General features: G+C 72.6%; 20 protein-coding genes. 13 read left to right on the top strand and 7 right to left on the bottom strand.

Annotated elements, in window-relative coordinates; genetic code table 11:
• Nucleotides 1–29 precede the first annotated feature (29 nt).
• On the top strand, nt 30–839 hold the full coding sequence (locus ACGFNF_RS20460) for a DUF3097 domain-containing protein (RefSeq protein WP_132238746.1): 810 nt from the start codon (nt 30–32) through the stop codon (nt 837–839).
• Between the two features lie 43 nt (nt 840–882).
• Here the strand turns inward: ACGFNF_RS20460 and ACGFNF_RS20455 are convergent, their stop codons facing one another.
• Nucleotides 883–2,199: a serine hydrolase domain-containing protein gene (locus ACGFNF_RS20455; RefSeq protein ID WP_393169847.1), complete on the bottom strand. Its 1,317-nt coding sequence runs from the start codon at nt 2,197–2,199 to the stop codon at nt 883–885.
• A gap of 111 nt (nt 2,200–2,310) precedes the next feature.
• Here ACGFNF_RS20455 and ACGFNF_RS20450 point away from each other — a divergent pair, with 111 nt between their 5' ends.
• The 4 genes from ACGFNF_RS20450 to ACGFNF_RS20435 all read left to right on the top strand — a co-directional run bounded on the left by ACGFNF_RS20450 (nt 2,311) and on the right by ACGFNF_RS20435 (nt 7,243).
• Nucleotides 2,311–2,784, top strand: coding sequence for an NfeD family protein (locus ACGFNF_RS20450; RefSeq protein ID WP_393169845.1), 474 nt, complete (start codon nt 2,311–2,313; stop codon nt 2,782–2,784).
• Between the two features lie 4 nt (nt 2,785–2,788).
• Nucleotides 2,789–3,895, top strand: coding sequence for an SPFH domain-containing protein (locus ACGFNF_RS20445; RefSeq protein WP_357580091.1), 1,107 nt, complete (start codon nt 2,789–2,791; stop codon nt 3,893–3,895).
• A gap of 148 nt (nt 3,896–4,043) precedes the next feature.
• Entirely contained in the window at nt 4,044–4,844 is an 801-nt protein-coding gene (locus tag ACGFNF_RS20440; RefSeq protein WP_393169843.1) for a hypothetical protein, read from the top strand.
• Between the two features lie 182 nt (nt 4,845–5,026).
• A complete protein-coding gene (locus tag ACGFNF_RS20435) occupies nt 5,027–7,243 on the top strand; it encodes a transglycosylase domain-containing protein (protein ID WP_393169841.1) in 2,217 nt (738 codons plus the stop codon).
• Nucleotides 7,244–7,798: 555 nt separating this feature from the next.
• Here ACGFNF_RS20435 and ACGFNF_RS20430 read toward each other — a convergent pair.
• Entirely contained in the window at nt 7,799–8,407 is a 609-nt protein-coding gene (locus tag ACGFNF_RS20430; RefSeq protein WP_393169839.1) for a dTMP kinase, read from the bottom strand.
• A gap of 142 nt (nt 8,408–8,549) precedes the next feature.
• Between ACGFNF_RS20430 and ACGFNF_RS20425 the strand changes: the two genes are divergently transcribed.
• The gene (locus ACGFNF_RS20425) at nt 8,550–9,113 is read left to right on the top strand and encodes a dihydrofolate reductase family protein (protein WP_393169837.1); all 564 of its coding nucleotides are present in this window, start codon (nt 8,550–8,552) and stop codon (nt 9,111–9,113) included.
• Nucleotides 9,114–9,211: 98 nt separating this feature from the next.
• On the opposite strand, the gene ACGFNF_RS20420 is transcribed toward ACGFNF_RS20425, so the two are convergent.
• Nucleotides 9,212–11,083 carry a thiamine pyrophosphate-requiring protein gene (locus tag ACGFNF_RS20420; RefSeq protein WP_393170009.1) on the bottom strand — a complete coding sequence of 624 codons (1,872 nt, stop codon included), beginning with the start codon at nt 11,081–11,083 and terminating at the stop codon, nt 9,212–9,214.
• Between the two features lie 82 nt (nt 11,084–11,165).
• Between ACGFNF_RS20420 and ACGFNF_RS20415 the strand changes: the two genes are divergently transcribed.
• The 4 genes from ACGFNF_RS20415 (at nt 11,166) to argG (ending at nt 15,009) form a co-directional block, all read left to right on the top strand.
• A complete protein-coding gene (locus ACGFNF_RS20415; protein WP_393170007.1) occupies nt 11,166–12,035 on the top strand; it encodes a TrmH family RNA methyltransferase in 870 nt (289 codons plus the stop codon).
• Nucleotides 12,036–12,227: 192 nt separating this feature from the next.
• Complete coding sequence (locus ACGFNF_RS20410) at nt 12,228–13,028, top strand: LLM class flavin-dependent oxidoreductase (protein WP_393169835.1); 801 nt, start codon at nt 12,228–12,230, stop codon at nt 13,026–13,028.
• Nucleotides 13,025–13,450: a nucleoside deaminase gene (locus ACGFNF_RS20405; protein ID WP_393169833.1), complete on the top strand. Its 426-nt coding sequence runs from the start codon at nt 13,025–13,027 to the stop codon at nt 13,448–13,450. The genes ACGFNF_RS20410 and ACGFNF_RS20405 overlap by 4 nt, the downstream gene beginning before the upstream one ends.
• Before the next feature lie 107 nt (nt 13,451–13,557).
• The gene (gene argG, locus ACGFNF_RS20400; RefSeq protein ID WP_132238770.1) at nt 13,558–15,009 is read left to right on the top strand and encodes an argininosuccinate synthase; all 1,452 of its coding nucleotides are present in this window, start codon (nt 13,558–13,560) and stop codon (nt 15,007–15,009) included.
• 101 nt (nt 15,010–15,110) lie between these two features.
• Here the strand turns inward: argG and ACGFNF_RS20395 are convergent, their stop codons facing one another.
• Nucleotides 15,111–16,109, bottom strand: a complete 999-nt coding sequence (locus ACGFNF_RS20395) for a zinc-binding alcohol dehydrogenase family protein (RefSeq protein WP_393169831.1) — start codon at nt 16,107–16,109, stop codon at nt 15,111–15,113.
• 86 nt (nt 16,110–16,195) lie between these two features.
• Between ACGFNF_RS20395 and ACGFNF_RS20390 the strand changes: the two genes are divergently transcribed.
• On the top strand, nt 16,196–16,618 hold the full coding sequence (locus ACGFNF_RS20390; RefSeq protein ID WP_357580099.1) for a MarR family transcriptional regulator: 423 nt from the start codon (nt 16,196–16,198) through the stop codon (nt 16,616–16,618).
• 114 nt (nt 16,619–16,732) lie between these two features.
• Here ACGFNF_RS20390 and ACGFNF_RS20385 read toward each other — a convergent pair whose 3' ends face one another.
• The 3 genes from ACGFNF_RS20385 to ACGFNF_RS20375 form a co-directional block, all read right to left on the bottom strand.
• Entirely contained in the window at nt 16,733–17,305 is a 573-nt protein-coding gene (locus ACGFNF_RS20385; RefSeq protein WP_393169829.1) for a DUF6892 domain-containing protein, read from the bottom strand.
• A 292-nt stretch (nt 17,306–17,597) separates the two neighbouring features.
• Entirely contained in the window at nt 17,598–17,786 is a 189-nt protein-coding gene (locus ACGFNF_RS20380) for a DUF397 domain-containing protein (RefSeq protein ID WP_393169827.1), read from the bottom strand.
• Entirely contained in the window at nt 17,773–18,579 is an 807-nt protein-coding gene (locus ACGFNF_RS20375; protein WP_393169825.1) for a helix-turn-helix transcriptional regulator, read from the bottom strand. Before ACGFNF_RS20375 ends, ACGFNF_RS20380 begins: the two co-directional genes overlap by 14 nt.
• Nucleotides 18,580–18,912: 333 nt before the next feature.
• Between ACGFNF_RS20375 and ACGFNF_RS20370 the strand changes: the two genes are divergently transcribed.
• A complete protein-coding gene (locus ACGFNF_RS20370; protein WP_121400767.1) occupies nt 18,913–19,092 on the top strand; it encodes a hypothetical protein in 180 nt (59 codons plus the stop codon).
• Nucleotides 19,092–19,352, top strand: a complete 261-nt coding sequence (locus ACGFNF_RS20365; RefSeq protein ID WP_393169823.1) for a flavin reductase — start codon at nt 19,092–19,094, stop codon at nt 19,350–19,352. Before ACGFNF_RS20370 ends, ACGFNF_RS20365 begins: the two co-directional genes overlap by 1 nt.
• Nucleotides 19,353–19,396 lie beyond the last annotated feature (44 nt).

Genomic DNA, 19,396 nt, shown 5'->3' with positions numbered 1-19,396 from the left:
GGGCGGGGCGGAAGGTTAGCTTGATCGGCATGGGGCGGTACGCGGACGATGTGCTGGCGGGGGACTGGCGGCGGCGGAAGGTCACGCCCGAGGTGGACGCCGAACCGGACCTCGTGGTCGAGGACGCCGACTCCGGCTTCTGCGGGGCGGTGGTCGGCTTCGAGGCCGGCGCGGTGGTGCTGGAGGACCGGCACGGACGCCGGCGCAACTTCCCGCTGCTGCCGGCGGCGTTCCTGCTCGACGGGCGGCCGGTGACGCTGCGCCGGCCGACCCGCGCCCCGGTGCCGGCCGCCCGCCGCCGTACCGCCTCCGGCTCGATCGCCGTGGACGGCGTACGCGCCCAGGTCGCCAGGGCCAGCCGGATCTGGGTGGAGGGCATCCACGACGCCGCCCTGGTCGAGCGGATCTGGGGCGACGACCTGCGCATCGAGGGCGTGGTGGTGGAGCCGCTGGACGGCATCGACGCGCTCGACGCCGAGGTGCGCGACTTCGCCCCGGGCCCCGGCCGGCGCCTCGGCGTGCTCGTCGACCACCTGGTCGCCGGCTCCAAGGAGAGCCGGATCGTCGCGAAGGTGACCTCCCCGCACGTGCTGGTCACCGGGCACCCGTACGTCGACGTGTGGCAGGCGGTCAAGCCGGCGGCGCTGGGCATCCGGGCGTGGCCGGTGGTGCCGCCGGGACGCCCGTGGAAGGAGGGCGTCTGCGCCGCGCTCGGGGTGGCCGAGCCGGCGGACATGTGGCGCCACATCCTGTCCCGGGTCGACAGCTTCGCCGACGTGGAGACCCCGCTGATCAACGCGATGGAACGCCTGATCGACTTCGTCACCGAGCCGGCCTGAGCCCGGTCGCCGACGGGCCGGGCCCGCCGGCGACCGTCGACCCTCAGGGCTCCTGGTCGGGGGTGCGGGTGAAGACGAAGGTGGCGATGTCGAGGGCCACCACCCGCCCCGCCTCGTCGCGCAGCACCGTGAGGATCTCGCCGTTCTCGGGGCCGGAGCGACCCCGCCAACGGTCCGGACCCTCCGGGACGAACACGCTGACCCGCTCGCCGCGCACGTACACGACCAGCTCGCCCCTGGCCGCGTCCCAGGTGAGGTCGAGCGACGTCCCCATCCACCACCAACGGCCGCCCACCTCGTCGACCTCGGCGGGCGGGGGAGCGGCGGCCGGCAGCCAGGGCTTCGGAAGGGCCGGCTCGGCGTCCAGCACGGTGGTGAGGACCTGTAGCGCGAGCCCGCCGATCCCGCCGGTGCGGAAGCCGTACGAGTTGGCGAAGCCGACCACGCCGGTGCGCGACGGACGGTGCACCGCCAGGGCGGCCACGTAGCCGGGCATCGAGCCGCCGTGCCCGACGTACACCCGCTCGCCCTGCCGGTAGAGCTCCAGCCCGAGGCCGTGCCCGCCGGTCCACGAGTCGACGTCGCTGATCGACACGGGGACGCACATCTCGGCCAGCGTCTCCGCCGCCAGCACCTGCGGCGCGGGGTCGGCCAGGAACGCCGCCCACCGGGTCAGGTCCTCGACCGTGGACCAGAGCTGCCCGGCCGGGGCCATCGCCCCGGTGTCGGTACGCGGCTCCTCCCGCAGCGTGCCGTGCCAGGGGTGCACCACGTAGCCGCGGGCGAACGGCTCGGTGGCCGCGTACGTGGTGCGGCGCATGCCGAGCGGCTCCAGCACGCGCTGGCGCAGCAACTCCGCCCACGGGGTGCCGGTGAGCCGCTCCAGCACGCCGCCGAGCAGCCCGTACGCCAGGTTGGAGTAGTGGTAGACCCGGTGCGGGGGATAGGCGATCTTCTCGGCGCTCACCCCGGCCAGCAGGGTCGACAGGTTCCCGACCTCGGCGCGCTCCCACCACTGCCCGTCCGGCTCGCGGCGCAGGCCGCTGGCGTGGCCGAGCAGTTGCCGCAGGGTGAGCGTGCCCACACCGGTGCCGGGCAGGTGCTTCTCCAGCGGGTCGTCCAGGGCCAGCCGGCCGGCGTCGCGCTCCTGCATGACCAGGGTCGCGGTCATCGTCTTGCTGATCGACCCGAGGCGGTACTGGAGGTCGGCGTCGGGGCGCGGGTGCTCGCCGGCCGCGGCGAGGTGGGTCAGCGCGCCGTCCCGTACCACGCCGACCACCAGTGACGGCGTACGGCCGGCGGACTGTGCCCCGGCGACGAGGGCATCGACCTGGCGGGTGGTCTCGGGCAACAGGGACACGGGCTCTCCTCGGGGGATTCCGGTGCCGTCGGGGTGGGCCGCCGGCGTGCCGCCGAGCTTACTGATCTTCGCGGGTGGGCTCCACGTGCTTTGACGTGTCACGATCGGGGGGTGGACGCCGTGTTCTGGATCGTGCTGGGTGTCGTGCTGGCGGTCGCTGAGATCTTCACGACGACGCTTTTTCTGATCATGTTCGCGGTCGGGGCCCTGGCCGCCGCGGGAGCGGCGGCGCTCGGCGCCCCGGTCGAGGTGCAGGCGATCGTCTTCGCCGGCGTGTCGGCGCTGACGGTGCTGGGTGTGCGGCCGACGCTGCGCAGGCACCGCCGCTCGGCGCTGGAGAGCGGCGAGCAGCCCTTCGGCGTGGAGGCGATCGAGGGCAGCACGGCGCTGGTGCTGGAGCAGGTCGACGCCGGGCAGGGCATGGTGAAGATCGACGGCGAGCTGTGGCAGGCCCGCTCCTACGACGCGAGCCAGCACTTCGCCCCGGGCGACCGGGTGCAGGTGATCCAGGTGCGGGGCGCCACCGCCATGGTGTGGCGGGACGACGTTTCTCCTTCCGGGGAGCTACCCGAAGCGAAAAGGTGAGTACATGGAACTTGTGATCCCGGTCCTACTGATGGCCATCGCTCTGATCGGGGTGATCACCCTGGCCAAGGCGGTACGGATCGTGCCGCAGCAGCGCCAGGACGTCGTGGAGCGGCTCGGCAAGTACAAGCGCACCCTCAACCCGGGGCTGAACATCCTGGTCCCGTTCGTCGACGCGGTGCGTACGAAGGTCGACCTGCGGGAGCAGGTGGTCAGCTTCCCGCCCCAGCCGGTGATCACCTCCGACAACCTGGTCGTCTCGATCGACACGGTGCTCTACTTCAAGGTCGTCGACTCGGTCCGGGCCACGTACGAGATCTCGAACTTCCTCCAGGCCATCGAGCAGCTCACCGTCACCACGCTGCGTAACGTGATCGGGTCGCTGGACCTGGAGCGGGCGCTGACCAGCCGCGACCAGATCAACCGGCACCTGTCCGGCGTGCTGGACGAGACCACCGGGCGGTGGGGCATCAAGGTCACCCGGGTGGAGCTCAAGGCGATCGAGCCGCCGGCGAGCATCCGCGACTCGATGGAGAAGCAGATGCGCGCCGAGCGCGACCGCCGGGCGGCGATCCTGAACGCCGAGGGGCACAAGCAGTCGCAGATCCTCACGGCCGAGGGTGAGAAGCAGTCCGCGGTGCTGCGCGCCGACGGTGACCGGCAGGCCCGGATCCTCCAGGCCGAGGGTCAGGCGAAGGCGATCAAGACGGTGTTCGACGCGATCCACCAGGCGAACCCGAGCCAGAAGGTGCTCGCCTACCAGTACCTCCAGGCTCTGCCGCAGATCGCCAACGGCACCGCGAACAAGGTCTGGATCGTGCCGGCCGAGCTGACCAAGGCGCTGGAGGGCATGGGCGGCGCGCTCGGCGGGCTGAGCCGGATGGTCGGCGACGAGCCGGCGCCGGAGGCGGCCGGCAGCGCGGGCGAGGTGGAGCGCGAGGCGGCCGAGGCCGCGCAGGCCGCGGCCGCCGCCGCGCAGCAGATCCACGACGAGGTACGCGTCGCCGAGGCGCAGGCCACGGGCGGCCAGCCGCAGGGGCTGCCGGCACCGGAGCCGGTCTCCCCGGCGAGCCTGCTCAACGACCCGGCCGACCAGCGCGAACGGGCCTGACCGGGTCCGGGCGCGACCGCCCGGAAATGCGAGAACCACTCATGGGGCGCTCCGTCGCCTGCCACCATCGGTCCTAGGACGGGCGGTGAGCAGGCATCGGGGCGCCCCGGCGCGTCCCGCACCGCTCGTCGGACGAGCGAGGTGACGCATGAAGGATCCGGCGAAGCGGGTACGCTCCTCGGCCCCGGTGCCCGGTGCGCACGATCCCACCGGGCCGCTCGGCAGCCGGCGTACCGGCGGGGGGTTCGGGGTGCTGCCCTTCGTCGAGCCGACGCCGGTCGGGCCGGCCACGAACGCCACCTGGGCCTGGTCGCTGCGCCGGCTCGCGCGGGGCGCGGTGTGGCTGCTCCCCGCGTACGCCATCCTCTACGCCGTCGTGGCGATGGCCAGCGACGGCGGGGTGGGCAACGACCCGTACCCGGCCGACGGCCGGCCGCTCTACCTGGTGGGCTGGGTGGCGGCGGTGTGGCTCGGGCTGCTCGCCCTGCTGGCGCTGACCGGGCTGCTGGCGGCGACCCGCAGCCGCCGGGCGGCCGTCGCCGGCCTGCTCGTATCCATCGCCGGAACGGTGCTCATGCTCCCCTTCGCGGGGCTGGCGGAGCAGACCCCCGTCTTCGGCACCACCGCGCGCATGCTCGTGCTCGTCGGCGCCACCTGCTACAGCCTCGGCTGGCTGCTGACCGGCTGGTCGGTGGCCCGGTCCGGCTCGTTCAGCATCGGTGACGGCGTGATGCTGATGATCGCCGCCCCGCTGCTGGGCGTCGGCGGCGCGCTGATCGGCTCGTTGCAGACCTTCGGCGCGATCTTCGTGCTGGTCGCCGGCATCGGCATCGGCTACCGCTCCGGCCGCCTGGTGCCCCGGGACATCGCCCGTGACGCCGCCAGCGCGAGCCTCGCCACCGCCGCCGCCCCGGCCACCCCCGGCCCGAACGGGCCTCTGCCCACCTGACCCGTCGTACCGGCCCCGGCGGGCGCCGAACCCGGTGGGCGTCGGGGCGGGTGGTGGTCACGGGGTTCGCGGTGGCCGAGGGGGCGGTGGGATGGGAAGTCGCTGGTCACGGGCGGTGAAATTGCTGACAACCGGGCCCCGGGGGTGGTCGGTTGGCCCGTTACGTGGCAATCCTGGGGACCATGGCCCCACCCCGCCCGCCGCTGTCGCGGCTGTTCACCGTGCTGCTCGCCGGCGTGCTCGCCGGCCTCGTCCTGGCGGTCGCCGCGCTGCCGGGAAACCTGCTGCTCGGGTTCGCCGCCAAGGCCGCGGTCGGGTCGTACGCGGGGCTGCCCGAGGCGCTGCGCACCCCGGCCACGCCGCAGCGGTCCTACCTCTACGCCAACGACGGCAAAACGCTGATCACCACGTTCTACGACGTCAACCGCACCGACGTGCCGCTCGACGAGATCGCCCCGGTGATGCGGCAGGCGATCGTGGCGGCCGAGGACCGGCGCTTCTACGACCACGGCGGCGCCGACCTGCGCGGGCTGCTGCGGGCCGTGGTGTCGAACGTCTCCGGCGGCGGCCAGCAGGGCGGCTCCACGCTGACCATGCAGTACGTCCGCAACGTGCTCAAGACCGACCCCGGCCGCACCGCCGAGGAGCGCGCCGCGGCCACCGAGCAGACCGTCGGGCGCAAGATCCAGGAGATCCGGTACGCCTCGGCGCTGGAACAGCGCCTGAGCAAGGACGAGATCCTCAACCGCTACCTGAACATCGCGTACTTCGGCTCCGGGGCGTACGGCATCGCGGCGGCCAGCCAGCGCTACTTCGCCAAGTCCCCCGCGGAGCTGACCCTCGGTGAGGCGGCCCTGCTCGCCGGCCTGGTGCAGTCGCCGGAGGCGTACAGCCCGATCGACGGCGACGCGGACGCCGCGCTGGAGCGGCGCGGCTACGTGCTGGACTCGATGGTCGCCACCGGCGCGATCAGTGCCGACGAGGCCGCGCGGGCCAGGACCGAGAAGCTGACGCTGCGCCCCACGGCCCAGCCCAACGGCTGCACCGCCGTGGCCGAGGGCCACGACGACTGGGGCTTCTTCTGCGACTACCTGCGGCAGTGGTGGCTCGCGCAGCCGGAGTTCGGCGCGACCGTCGAGGACCGCGAGCAGGCCCTGCGCCGCGGCGGCTACACCGTGGTGACCTCGCTGGACCCGAAGATCCAGGCCACCGCGCAGAAGCAGGCCACAAGCGTCTACTCCTACGACAACAAGCGCGCCCTGCCGATCGCCGCCGTCGAACCGGGCACCGGCCGGGTGCTGGCGATGGCGGTCAACCGGCACTACAGCCTCGACGCGAACCCGGACGGGCAGGCCAACCACCCCAACACCGTCAACCCGCTGATCTCCGGCGGCGACAGCGTGGCCGGCTACCAGGCCGGCTCGACGTTCAAGCTCTTCACCATGCTCGCCGCGCTGGAGGCCGGCAAGCCGCTGTCCACCGGCTTCGACGCGCCGAGCCGGCTGCCCACCCGGTACGCCGCCGAGGGCGAGGGCAGCTGCGACGGCCGGTGGTGCCCGGCCAACGCCAACCCGGAGTGGATGGACGGCTACCGGATGATGTGGGACGGCTTCGGCCGCTCGGTGAACACGTACTTCGTGTGGCTGGCCGAGCAGGTCGGGCAGGAGAAGGTGGTCGAGATGGCGAAGCGCCTCGGCATCACCTTCCGGGCCGACGCCGACGCCACCTTCGCCGAGAACGACGCCGCCGACTGGGGCTCCTTCACCCTGGGCGTCACCGCCACCACCCCGCTCGACCTGGCGAACGCGTACGCCACGGTGGCCGCCGAGGGCACGTACTGCGCGCCGCTGCCGGTGGTCTCGGTGACCGCCGCCGACGGCGAGAAGGTGCCGGTCGGCGACCCGTCCTGCCGCCGGGTGCTCGACGCCGACGTGGCCCGGGCCGCCACCGACGCCGCCCGCTGCCCGGTCGGCCAGCAGTCCACGCTCGCGCAGTGCAACGGGGGCACGGCCACCTCGGTGAACCGGATCCTCGACGGCCGGCCGGTGGCCGGCAAGACCGGCAGCTCGGAGAAGAACGCCACCGAGACCTTCGTCGGCTTCACCCCGCAGGTGGCGGTCGCGGGCATCGCCGCCAACCCGGACGACCCGACCGACTCGGTGGGCGCTGCCGTGCAGGCGCGGGTGATCGACGCGGTCGCCCGGGTCATCGGCACCGCCGTCGCCGGTGAGCCGGAGAAGAAGTTCGCCGCCCCCAGCCGCGAGCTGGTCGGCGACCCGCGCCGCCCGGTGGAGCGTCCGCCGGTCGAACAGCGCCGCCCGTCCGAGGAGCGGCGGCCGTCGCCCCAGGACGATCAGCGCCTGTCCGACCTGCGTCGCTGGCTGGAGCGCCGCGGCTGACCGCCGGGCCACGGCGTCGCCGCGAACCTGGCGCCGCCACCGTGCCGCTGCTGGCCGGCCGGCTGCCCTGCTTCGGGTGGCTGCCTGCTTCGGCCGCCCGCTCCGCGCTCAGGTGACGTCGGGCTGCACGCCTCCCCGGGTCCACCTGGCGTGCCCTGTCGAGCTGCCCCACCCATAGGACCGCCCGGCGGACAGATCCGGGCTGAACGGGCCCGGTGGTCTGGACGGGGGCGCTGGGCTGGATGGGCCCGGTGGGCTAGATGGGGCGCAGGCTGGACGGGGGCAGCTGGGCTGGATGGGCCCGGTGGTCTGGATGGGGCGCTGGGCTGGACGGGCCCGGTGGTTTGGACGGGCTGGGTGGGCCGGGTCTCTGCGGGCTGCCCCATCTGTGCGGGCAGCTCGACAGGGCACGGCCGGGGATACCCGCCCCCGGGCTGTCCGCCGCCGCCTACTGCGCCAGCAGGGACGCCGACATCGGTCCCGGTCCCGGTCCCGGTCCCGGTCCCGGTCCCGATGTCGATGTCGGTCGGCCGGCCGTCCGCCGGGGACCGGAGGTCAGCGGGAACGGGCGAGAGCGGCCCGGACCACCTGGTCGAGGGCGGCGCCGACGTCGACCGGGTCGCTGTCCGCGTCGATGACGGTGAACGAGTCGAACTCCGGCAGCCCCCGGTAGCCGGTGTCCAGGGACCGCAGGTGGGTCAACTCCTCGGTGTCGATGCCCCGGGCAAGCACCCGTCGTTGCGCCCGTTCGGGCGAGACCGCCAGGAAGCAGACCAGATCCGGTCGCGGGAAGATCGCGTACGCCAGCCGGACCAACCGGCCGCCCCGGTCGCCGCGGGCCCGCATCACCACGTACTGGCACCAGGACCAGCGGTCCATGACCGCCGTCCTGCCGGTCAGCCGGGCGGCCAGCACCGCCCGGGCGATGGCGAGCCAGCGTACGGTCGCCTCGATGGTCACGTAGCCGGTGCGGCCGAACAGGTGCGGCCCGTCGCGGCGGCCCAGCGCCTGCGCGAGCCGGTTCCAGAGGGGCCGGCCGCCAGCGTTCTCGAAGTAGCTGGCCGGCACCCCGGCCGCCCGCAGCCGGGCGGCCAGCGCCTTTGCCTGGGTGGTCTTGCCGGCCCCGTCGACGCCGATCAGAGCAATGATCATCGGACGGCGCATGAGCGGCACGGTAGCCGCCCCGGACAAGCCCCAGGAAAAATTTTGCGAAGGTGGTGCCGGGCTGTCGGATCCGGCCAGGCCGTTCCGACCACCTGGCGAGAGCGCCCACGAGAGGGCGTCAGGGGTCACGAGGAGCAGCGCCATGCGGAAGATCGTCTACGGGGTGCACCAGTCGCTCGACGGGTTCATCGAGGGGCCGAACGGCGAGTTCGACTGGCCGGAGATGGGCCCGGAGCTGTCCGCGTTCTCGCTGGAGCAGTGCGACCGGGCCGGCGCGTTCGTCTACGGCCGCCGGGTCTGGGAGTTCATGGCCGCCTACTGGCCGCAGGCGGAGTCGATCTCCGATCACCCGCACGACCTCGCGTTCGTGCCGATCTGGCGGCGGACGCCGAAGGTGGTCCTTTCGCGCACGCTCACCGAGGCCGATCACGGTGCCCGGGTGGTCGGCGGCGGGGACCTCGCCAGGGAGGTGACCGCGCTCAAGGATCAGCCGGGCGGTGACCTGCTGCTCAACGGTGGCGCCGAGGCCGCCGCCGCGCTGACCGACCTCGGCCTGATCGACGAGTACCAGATCTTCGTGCACCCGGTGGTGCTGGGCGGCGGCAAGCCGGTCTTCGCCGCGACCGAGCGGATGAAGTTCCGCCTGGCGGAGTCGCGGACCTTCGACGGCAGGTCGGTGCTGCTGCGGTACCACCGGGCCGGCTGACGCCCGGCCGCGCTGGCCCGTCCGGGTCGCACAGCGCTGGCCCGTCAAGGGGCGCACCGCGCCGTCCCGGTCAGTCCCGGCGGCGCCGGGCCTGCCGGTCAGCCCCGCCCGCGTCCCGGGCGGAGGGTGGCGACCGCCGTGGGCAGGCCCCGCCGGATGATGCCCGCCCAGTCGGTGTCGCCGCGCAGCACGGCCGCGGCGGTGTTGCGGGCCTGCTCGGCGGTGAAGTGCGGCGGCAGCATCAGCTCGGCCGGGTCGACCAGCGCGTTGACGACCACGGGCCGGTCCGCGCCCAGCGCCCGCTCCCAGACGCCCGGCACCTGCTCCGGCGCGTCGACCAGCTCGCCGTGCAGGCCCAGTACCTCCGCCCACCGGTGGTAGCCGATGTCGGGCAGCTGCTGGCTGTCCGGGAACATCGGCGTGCCCTCGCTGGAGCGCTGCTCCCAGCTGACGAAGGCCAGGTCCCGGTTGTTGAGCACGAGCACCACGAAGCGGGGGTCCGACCAGCTCCGCCAGTACTTGGCCACCGTGATCAGCTCGTTGACCCCGTTCATCTGCATCGCGCCGTCGCCGATCAGGGCCACCAGCGGGCGGTCCGGGTGGGCGAACTTGGCGGCCAGCGCGTACGGCATCGCGCCGCCCATCGAGAGCAGGGTGCCGGAGAGGCTGGCCAGCATGCCGGGGCGGACCTGGAGGTGCCGGGCGTACCAGGCGGTCGTGGTGCCGCAGTCGACCGAGATCATCACGTCGTCGGGGAGCCGGTCGCTGAGGGTCGCGAAGAGCAGCTGCGGGTTGACCGGGTCGGCGGCCTGCCCGGCCAGTTCCCGCTGCGTACGGCGCCAGGCGGTGGTGGCCTTGCCGATCGTCGCCCGCCAGCGGGTCGGTCCCGGGCCGGGGCCGAGCTCGCGCAGCAGGGCCCGCAGGGTGGGGGCGGCGTCGCCGGTCAGGTTCACCTCGGTCGGGTACCGCAGCCCCAGCTGGGTGCCGTCCCGGTCGATCTGCACCGCCCGCGCCTGCCCCTGCGGCGGGTAGAACTCCGAGTACGGCATGTTGCTGCCCACGATCAGCAGCCGGTCGCACTCGTTCATCAGCTGCCAACTGGGCCGGGTGCCGAGCAGGCCGATCGCGCCGGTCACCCACGGCTCCCGGTGGTCGACCGCGGCGAACCCGAGCAGCGCCGCCGCCACCCCCGCGCCGAGCCGGTCGGCGACCGCGCGGACCTCGTCCACCGCGCCGAGCGCGCCCTGCCCGACCATCATGGCGACCCGCTCGCCGCCGCCCAGCACCTCGGCGGCCCGGCGCAGCTCCGCCTCCGGCGGCACCGTCGGGCCGCTGCTGGGCACGTCGCTGGTGCGGTAGTAGCCGTGGGCGTGCGGTGGCTCCGGCACGGCCGGCGCGTCCTGGATGTCGGACGGCAGCACCAGCGCGGTGACGGTACGCCGGGCCAGCGCCGTGCGGCAGGCCCGGTCGACCAGGTGGCGGACCTGGCTGGGGTGGTCGAGCTGGGCCAGGAAGGCGGCCGCGACGTCCTTGTAGAGGGCGAGCAGGTCCACCTCCTGGTAGTAGCCGCCGCCCTCGGCGGTGAGCGCGGTGTGGCCGACGAGGGCGACCACCGGCTGGTGGTCCAGCTTGGCGTCGTACAGGCCGTTGAGCAGGTGGATCGCGCCGGGGCCGCTGGTCACCAGCGCGCAGCCGAGCGGCCCGCCGCCGTACTTGACGTGCGCCGACGCCGCGAAGCCGGCGGTCTCCTCGTGGCGGACCTGGACGAACTGCGCCCGGTCCCGGGTGCGTTGCAGCGCCGAGGTCAGGCCGTTGATGCCGTCGCCGGGATAGCCGAAGTAGCGGCGGACGCCCCAGCCGGCCAACCGGTGCACGATGTGGTCCGCGACGGTGGCGTCGCGGGGCAGCGGACCCAGGTCGACGCGCCACCCGTCCGGCTGGTCGATGCGGGCCGGTCCCGGCGTGCCCATGGGACGTGCGTTCACCTGACTGTCCTTCCGTCGCTTCGCCGCTCCGGCCCGCCATTCCCGTCTTTACCGGGACAAAACGCCACTGGAGACCCCGGCGTCGGGCGGCCCGGGGCGGCTGCGGCGCGTCCGGCAGAATCGGCGGGTGCCCATCCACCCGATCACCGACCCCGACGACGACCGGATCGCCGACTACCGCGCGCTGACCGACGTCGAGCTGCGTACCCGCTGGGAACCGCCGCACGGCCTGTTCATCGCCGAGGGCGAGCTGGTGCTGCGCCGAGCGCTGCGCGCCGGCTATCCGGCCCGGTCGTACCTGGTGGACGCCAAGCGGGTCGACCAGCTCGCCGACCTGGACACCGGCGACGCCCCCGTCTACGCCGCCACGCAGGACGTGCTGCAACGGGCCACGGGGTTCCATGTGCACCGGGGCGTGCTGGCGTCGTTCCGGCGCAAGCCGCTGCCGCCCGCCGCCGAGGTGCTGGCCGCCGCGCGGCGGGTGGTGATCCTCGAGGACGTGAACAACCACACGAACCTGGGGGCCATCTTCAGGGCGGTGGCCGCGCTCGGCGTGGACGCCGTGCTGCTCTCGCCGACCTGCGCCGACCCGCTCTACCGGCGCAGCGTACGGGTCAGCATGGGTGAGGTCTTCGCCATCCCGTACGCGAAGCTGGAGCCCTGGCCGGACGCGCTCGGCGACGTCCGCGCGGCCGGCTTCACGGTGCTGGCGATGACCCCGGCGCCGGACGCGGTGCCGATCCAGCGGCTCGACGCGGCGCAGCGGGCCCGCGCGGCGCTGCTCATGGGGGCCGAGGGCGCCGGCCTGACCCGGGCGGCGATGGACGGCAGCGACGTCCGGGTGGTGATCCCGATGCGCCGCGGCGTCGACTCGCTCAACGTGGCCGCCGCCACCGCGGTGGCCTGCTGGGAACTGGGCCGCGACGACCCCGCCTAGTGCTCCGCTTCAGCCGCGGAATCGACAGCGTCAAGATTCTCGGCCATCGGGCCATCTTGCCGATGGATCCATGGCAAAAGCCAGCAAAGGCAGGAAACGCGGTGTTCACACACGGAACCCACCCCGGCTAGCGTGGAACCCGTGCAAATTGGCGTCAACGTACCGAACTTTGCCCCGGGTACCGACCCCGACATGCTGCGACGGTGGGCGCAGACGGTCGAGGGCCTCGGCTTCGACCTGCTGATGGTCTCCGATCACATCGCGGTGACCCCGGACGTGGCCGAGCAGTATCCGGCGCCGTTCTACGAGCCGTTCACCACGCTGTCCTGGCTGGCCGGGGTGACCCGCCGGGTCCGGCTGGGCACCACGGTGCTCATCGTCCCGTACCGGCACCCGCTGCTCACCGCCCGGATGGCGGCGAACCTCAACCGGCTCAGCGGCGGCCGGCTCGTCCTCGGCGTCGGCGTCGGCTGGGCCCGGCAGGAGTTCGAGGCGCTCGGCGTGCCGTTCCGGCGGCGCGGCGCGCTGACCGATGAGTACCTGCACGTCATGCGCGACGCCTGGCGGAACACCGACGACTACGACACGACCCCGATCCCGATCTGGGTCGGCGGCAACAGCGACGCCGGCATTCGTCGCGCGGTACTGCTCGGTGACGCCTGGCACCCGCTGCGGGTCACGCCCGGATGGCTGGCGGACGCAGCGGGGCGGCTGAAGGCCACCGCCGACGAACTGGGCCGGCCGGTGCCCGCGTTGATGCCACGCATCGGACTCCGGGAGACCCGAGAAGTGGTCACCGCCCCGGACCGGCTCGCCGGTGTCGGCACCATCGAGCAGATCATCGCTGACATCGACCAGATCCGTCTGCTCGGGGCGGAAACGGTGGTGCTCGACCCGTTCAACGGCGACCTGACCGAGATCCGCCAGCCCGAACGCGCCTGGCAGACCCTTGCGGCCGTGGCCGCGTACCACAACTCCCAGGAGGACCGATGACCCCTGACGACGAGAGATTTCTCCGCCGTGCGGTGGAACTCGCCAGCGAGGCCGGGGCATCCGGCGAACGGCCGTTCGGCTCGTTGCTTGTCGGTGCGGACGGCACCGTCCTGATCGAGGACCACAACACCGTGGTCTCCGACTCGGACATCACCGCCCACCCGGAACTGAAGCTGGCCCGCTGGGCCGCTCGGGAACTCGCTCCCGACGTGGCCGCCGGCACCACCATGTTCACCAGTTGCCAGCCCTGCCCGATGTGCGCGACCGCGATCGACCGGTCCGGCCTCGGCCGGGTGGTGTACGCCCTGTCCGCCGAACAGTTCGAGGAGGTCAAGCCGGTCACCGCGCCGCTGCCCCCGGTGCGGTACGAGGGGCCGGCGCTGTTCGACGAGGCGCGCCAGCCGATCGACAACTATTACTAGAGCGGGACCCTTGCGGCGGTGCGGGGCGTGCGGTGGGTCCCGCTGTCGTTGGTCATGTCCCCACCCTGTGTTTGCATGGCCATGCGGCCTAGTGCATAATCTTCCTTGTGTCCAAGGTTCTCACCTCCCTGCCCATCGGCGAACGTGTCGGCATCGCCTTCTCCGGCGGCCTCGACACCTCGGTCGCGGTGGCGTGGATGCGCGACAAGGGCGCCGTTCCCTGCGCCTACACCGCCGACATCGGCCAGTACGACGAGCCGGACATCGCCTCGGTGCCCGGTCGCGCGCTCAGCTACGGTGCCGAGGTCGCCCGCCTGGTCGACTGCCGCGCCGCCCTGGTCGAGGAGGGCCTGGCGGCGTTGACCTGCGGGGCCTTCCACATCCGCTCGGGCGGGCGGGCGTACTTCAACACCACCCCGCTGGGCCGGGCCGTCACCGGGACCCTGCTGGTCCGGGCGATGATCTCCGACGACGTCCAGATCTGGGGCGACGGCTCGACCTTCAAGGGCAACGACATCGAGCGGTTCTACCGCTACGGCCTGCTGGCCAACCCGCAGCTGCGCATCTACAAGCCGTGGCTCGACACCGACTTCGTCACCGAACTCGGTGGGCGCAAGGAGATGTCGGAGTGGCTGCTCGAACGCGGCCTGCCGTACCGGGACAGCACCGAGAAGGCGTACTCCACCGACGCCAACATCTGGGGCGCCACGCACGAGGCGAAGACCCTCGAACACCTCGACACCGGCATCGAGACGGTCAACCCGATCATGGGAGTCCGGTTCTGGGACCCGTCCGTGGAGATCCCGACCGAGGACGTCACGATCGGCTTCGACCAGGGCCGCCCGGTGACGATCAACGGCAAGGAGTTCGGCAGCCCCGTCGACCTGGTGCTGGAGGCCAACGCCATCGGCGGCCGGCACGGCATGGGCATGTCGGACCAGATCGAGAACCGGATCATCGAGGCCAAGAGCCGGGGCATCTACGAGGCGCCCGGCATGGCGCTGCTGCACGCCGCGTACGAGCGGCTGGTCAACGCCATCCACAACGAGGACACCCTGGCGAACTACCACAACGAGGGCCGCCGCCTCGGTCGGCTGATGTACGAGGGGCGCTGGCTGGACCCGCAGGCGCTGATGCTGCGCGAGTCGTTGCAGCGCTGGGTGGGCACGGCGGTCACCGGCGAGGTGACGTTGCGGCTGCGCCGGGGTGAGGACTACTCGATCCTCGACACCACCGGCCCGGCGTTCAGCTACCACCCCGACAAGCTGTCGATGGAGCGTACGGAGGACTCGGCCTTCGGCCCGTCGGACCGGATCGGCCAGCTCACCATGCGCAACCTGGACATCGCCGATTCGCGGGCGAAGCTGGAGCAGTACGCGACCCTCGGCATGGTCGGTGGCGCGGCCCCGCAGCGGATGGTCGGCGCCGCGCAGGCGGCCTCGACCGGGCTGATCGGCGCGATGCCGCAGGGCGGCGCGGAGGCCATCGCCTCCCGGGGCGTCCCCTCCGCCGCGGACGAGGCCCTCGACCGTGCCGCGATGGAGTTCGGCGTCGACTGAGCGACGCCTCTGGACATGATCGTCACGCGGCCCGGAAGTCCCTCACGTCGAGGGGCTTCCGGGCCGTGTCGCTCAGGGAGCCTCGGGCCGTCTGTCGCGTTCTATCCGACCTTGAGGGCCAGCTTCCCGACATAGTGATCGTTCAGGGCGCGGTGCGCATCCCCGGCTCGGGCCAACGGGAAGGTCCGGGCGACGTGGACCTCGAAGGAGCTCGCCTCGATGATCGCGTTCAGCCGATCGGTGGCGGTGCGGCTCCGGTCCCCGTCGTAGTGGGACACCGTCGCGCCCGGCGACGTCACCGGCGTGGGCAGGACACCGTTCGGCCAGGCGATCCGTCCCGACTTCCTGATCGCGCGCAGGGATCGTTCGGCGATCTCGCCTCCCACGGTGACCAGGGCCGCATCGAGCCCGCCCGGTGCGAACTCGAACGCCGCAGCCGACACGTCGTCTCGACGACCGTCGACGGCGTCGTCGGCGCCCAGCCGCCGGGCCAGGGCGACCCCGTCGTCACCAGAGGCCACGGCCAACACCCGGATGCCGCTGTGCCGCGCCAGCTGCACGGCCATGTGGCCGATACCCCCGCTGGCCCCGAAGACCATGAGAGTCTCGTCCGGCCGCAGCCCGAGCAGGTCGAGACCGCTCAGTGCGGTCAGGGCGTCCCAGGCCATCGCGCCGGCCTGTCCGGTCGGCAGCCGGTCGGGCACGCGAGCCACGAACTCCGCCTCGACGACGGCGTACTCGGCGTAGGAGCCGCCACGCGGCACCGGCATCGTCGCGGCGTAGACCCGCTCGCCCACGTCGAACCGGGTGACGTTGCGCCCGACCGCGGCCACCGTGCCGGCCGCGTCCCAGCCGAGGACGTAGGGGAAGGTCGAGGCGACGCCGAAGACGCCGTCGTATCCCCCCTCCCGCTCGCCCGCGTCCCAGGACCCGACGCCTGCGTACTCCACCCGGATCAGGACGTCGTCGTCGCCGACCTGCGGGAGCGGTATCCGGCGCGACGAGAGTTCGTCGACTCCGCCGAACCGGTCAAGGACGACCGCGGTCATCTGCGGCGCCACGATCGCGTCGCCCGCTGTGCGCTCGACTCTGCTCCCCATCGTCCCCCCTCGTTTACTTGAGTGCATCAAGGATCATTGGACCACAGCTATTTGAGCCAATCAACTAACTCGTCTAGGCTGGGGACATGGCGCTGCCGAACGGACCCGTGACTCCCTCGTCCGAGGCCGAGGCAGCCCTGTTCGACCTGGTCGACGTGTACGACCGCGCCTACGAGGCGGCAGCAGCCGAGCTGTCGCTCAGCCCCGCGCAGGCATGTGTGCTCGGGCGACTCGACGAGCGACGGGGCATGGGTGCCCTGGCCGAGGAGCTCGGCTGCGATGCCTCCAACATCACCCAGATCGTCGTGCGTCTCGAAGCGCTCGGCCTCGTGACCCGCGAACCGAACCCCCGGGACCGCCGCGCCCGGCTCGTCGCGAGAACCCCCCGGGGCGACGAGACCAACCGCCGGTTCGCCACGGCCTTCACCTTCGCTCGCACGGCGGTGGGACGACTCTCGCCCGACGAGCAGGACCAGTTGACGGCGCTGCTGCGCAAGGCACTGGGCTGACCCGTGCCTGCGCCCTGACCCGATCGAGCTGGATTCAACGGCTTCACGCGGGCGAGCCATGTCAAGCCCAGGACTCCCGGCCTCTGTGGGGCAACGGCCTCTGCTGCGGCGCGGTCAACGCTTGATCGTCGTTCCCCGGGCCTCCAGGCGGGTCAGGACGTCGGGGTCGTCGAGGTGCGCCAGCGAGACGTCCAGGGTGTGTAGCGCAGGCAGCGACTCCAGCGCCGCCGCTCCCGTGCACTTCCCGGTCAGTACCAGTTCCGACAGGGCCGGGTGACCGGTCAGCGGGGTCAGGTCCAACGGTTCTGGGTGATAGCCGTGGCCGTCCAGGTCCAGGGACCGCAGGCCGGACAGTGCGTGAATGCCCTCCAGCGACGTCACGTTGTAGTCGTCGGACTCGCCGCCGGTGTCGATGTCCAGGGTCTGTTCGATCAGCATGTAGATGTCGCTGCCGCCGTCGAACTGCAAGTCGGTGATCGCTGCGGCCTCGGCCGGCGGCACCGTGACGGCATGTAACAGCTTCAGTGACGCCTGTAGGCGCGGGCCTGGACCTGGGTAGCCGTCCTCCGGGCCATCGGGGCCGGTCGACTCGATGAGCGCCTTGAGGTCGTCGGCGGCGATCGCGTCGTCCAGCAGGGCGTCCAGGACGCCCAGGTGCAGGCCGAGGTCGGGGAAGATGAGGGTCATGATCCCGACCGTATCTCGTCACTGATCTGCCTCAGGACGCGGAGCGGGTCGTCGTTCGAGTCAGGCGGGGCTGGTGACCGTTCGGAGGCGGCCGGTGCGGTGGCAGTGGGCCAACCGTCGGGTCAGGACGACGACCATGACCCGCTGCGGCATCGCGGCTTGTGTTCGGGATGGTGCTCGTAGTCGCGAACAGTACGCCATCAGTGGGTGACCCACGACAGGGTGTGCTCCAAGATCCAGGGTCTGCTGCATCGAGGAACGGTCGGTGGGAGGCGCCCTCGGGCCGTTTCGGTCAGGCGCGCTTGGCGAGGCCGAGGAACGCCGTCCAGGCGGCCGGGGTGAAGGTGAGTGCCGCCCCCGCCGGGTCCTTGCTGTCGCGGACGGCGACGACGCCGGGCAGGTTGTCGGCGACCTCGACGCAGTTGCCGCCGCTCGACCCGCTGCGGGTGGACGTGCGCCACATGGCGTCACTGAGGTTCATGGTGCGCCTGCACTTCCTTCATCAGGTCGATGGACTGCCGGCGGGGCAGGGCCTCGGTGCGGACATTCTCCCACCGCGCCAGCAGGGCAGCCACCCCGTCCTCGTCGTCAACCACGGCCCCGCCGAGCTGATGTTCCAGGTGCCCGACCCACCCGCCGTCGGCAGAGCGGGCCAGGGCGAACGGGCCCGACGACCCGATGTGCAGTCCGGTGCTCCTCGGGACGAGGTGGATGTGGACGTGCGGCAGCTCGGCCACCTCGATCAGCCGGCCGACCTGCTCCACCATGATCCCGCTCAGCCCTTCGGCCGTCCGGCTCAGCACCGCTTCGTCGACGACCACCACGATCTGCGGCGGGTCCTGGCTGATCAGGATCTCCTGCCGGGCCAGCCGGGCGGCCAGCTTCCGCTCGACCTCGGCCTCCGAGAAGGTGTCGTTGAAGCGCAGCACGGCGCGGGCGTAGTTCTCCGTCTGGAGCAGGCCGGGAACCAGTGCCGTCTCGTACAGCCGGAGCTGCCTGGCGGCGCGCTCGGCCTCCAGCCACGGCCGGAACCACGAGGGTTCCCGGTCCCGCTCGGCGATCCGCAGCAGCGCCACGAGCAGGTCACCGGAGTGGAGCACCTCGTCCGCGCGGGCCAGGAACACCCGGTCGAGCGGGCGGGTGCCGGTCTCCACAGCGGACACCATAGACGCCGAATAGTGCACCATCCGGCCGAACTCCTCCTGGCTGAGGTTGGCGCTCATCCGCATCCGCCGCAGCTGGGTGCGAATCAGGTCGGCAGTCGGCTCCTCCACAGTTCCTCCACACAGGTCGCCTGAGGTCCACTCGGGATCCCGGCCCGGCGTACCGCTGTCGAAGCGTGGCCACGACCGGGCCGAATGCCTTCCGACGGTAGTCGCGTGCTCACCAGACTGTCACGCAGGCGCACCCGCTCGGCGCCCGGAGGGCTCGGGCGGGTGCGCCCCGGCCGTCCGCTTCCGGGCGGCCCGTCCCTGCCGACGGAGGCCGATGTGTGTGTTTCTAGGGGCCGACGGCGAACGCCTCTCGTAGCGGCGCACGTGGCCGGTTCGCCTGACTGGCGGTGCCGGGGGTGCACGGAGCCCTGGCCCTGCCCCGAGCTGCGGGCGATGCCGGATCCCGCGTCGCGGGACCTGCTGCCGGTGATCTCGGCCCTGCTCACCACCGCTATTCGCGATCTCCGCGGCCGCCCGGGCGGCCCCGACCCGATCGACGTGGTACGCCGGTTCCTGTGGTGGCTGCCGTTGAGCCACGACGAGGCCCGCGCCATCGCCCTGCGGATGCGCTGATGGCGTACCGGAGAGTTCCGCACCTGCCGATGCGCCCGCTCTGGCGGTGCCGCAACTGCGGCGCGGAGTGGCCCTGTCCGCCAGGTCGGCTCGGACTGCTGACGGAGTACCGGGGCGACCGCACCGGCCTGCTGTTCCACCTGGGCGGGCTGATGGCCGAGGCCCACGCCCAGCTCACCCAGCTCAACCCCGAGCGCCCTCTCGACCTGAGAGGGTGGTTCGGAAGGGCATGTCCGGTTGTGGGTTTGGCCGCGGGGTAGAGGTCCTGCCCGTGGGGCTATGCGGCTGGCGGTGGCGAGGCGAG

The sequence above is a fragment of the Micromonospora sp. NPDC048868 genome (genome assembly GCF_043198195.1).
GTDB classification, from domain to species: domain Bacteria; phylum Actinomycetota; class Actinomycetes; order Mycobacteriales; family Micromonosporaceae; genus Micromonospora; species Micromonospora reichwaldensis.
The sequence above is the reverse complement of the archived record's forward strand: the minus strand, read 5'-3'. Positions and strand labels throughout refer to the sequence as shown.

What these genes read in the sequence shown, in the direction of transcription:
- ACGFNF_RS20460 (WP_132238746.1), top strand. Translation starts at nt 30, where the DNA reads ATGGGGCGGTACGCGGACGATGTGCTGGCGGGGGACTGGCGGCGGCGG.
- ACGFNF_RS20385 (WP_393169829.1), bottom strand. Translation starts at nt 17,305, where the DNA reads ATGACCCTCATCTTCCCCGACCTCGGCCTGCACCTGGGCGTCCTGGAC.
- ACGFNF_RS20390 (WP_357580099.1), top strand. Translation starts at nt 16,196, where the DNA reads ATGGCGCTGCCGAACGGACCCGTGACTCCCTCGTCCGAGGCCGAGGCA.
- ACGFNF_RS20445 (WP_357580091.1), top strand. Translation starts at nt 2,789, where the DNA reads ATGGAACTTGTGATCCCGGTCCTACTGATGGCCATCGCTCTGATCGGG.
- ACGFNF_RS20425 (WP_393169837.1), top strand. Translation starts at nt 8,550, where the DNA reads ATGCGGAAGATCGTCTACGGGGTGCACCAGTCGCTCGACGGGTTCATC.
- ACGFNF_RS20405 (WP_393169833.1), top strand. Translation starts at nt 13,025, where the DNA reads ATGACCCCTGACGACGAGAGATTTCTCCGCCGTGCGGTGGAACTCGCC.
- ACGFNF_RS20440 (WP_393169843.1), top strand. Translation starts at nt 4,044, where the DNA reads ATGAAGGATCCGGCGAAGCGGGTACGCTCCTCGGCCCCGGTGCCCGGT.
- ACGFNF_RS20380 (WP_393169827.1), bottom strand. Translation starts at nt 17,786, where the DNA reads ATGAACCTCAGTGACGCCATGTGGCGCACGTCCACCCGCAGCGGGTCG.
- ACGFNF_RS20365 (WP_393169823.1), top strand. Translation starts at nt 19,092, where the DNA reads ATGGCGTACCGGAGAGTTCCGCACCTGCCGATGCGCCCGCTCTGGCGG.
- ACGFNF_RS20420 (WP_393170009.1), bottom strand. Translation starts at nt 11,083, where the DNA reads ATGGGCACGCCGGGACCGGCCCGCATCGACCAGCCGGACGGGTGGCGC.
- ACGFNF_RS20370 (WP_121400767.1), top strand. Translation starts at nt 18,913, where the DNA reads ATGCCGGATCCCGCGTCGCGGGACCTGCTGCCGGTGATCTCGGCCCTG.
- ACGFNF_RS20395 (WP_393169831.1), bottom strand. Translation starts at nt 16,109, where the DNA reads ATGGGGAGCAGAGTCGAGCGCACAGCGGGCGACGCGATCGTGGCGCCG.
- ACGFNF_RS20435 (WP_393169841.1), top strand. Translation starts at nt 5,027, where the DNA reads ATGGCCCCACCCCGCCCGCCGCTGTCGCGGCTGTTCACCGTGCTGCTC.
- ACGFNF_RS20430 (WP_393169839.1), bottom strand. Translation starts at nt 8,407, where the DNA reads ATGCGCCGTCCGATGATCATTGCTCTGATCGGCGTCGACGGGGCCGGC.
- ACGFNF_RS20410 (WP_393169835.1), top strand. Translation starts at nt 12,228, where the DNA reads ATGCTGCGACGGTGGGCGCAGACGGTCGAGGGCCTCGGCTTCGACCTG.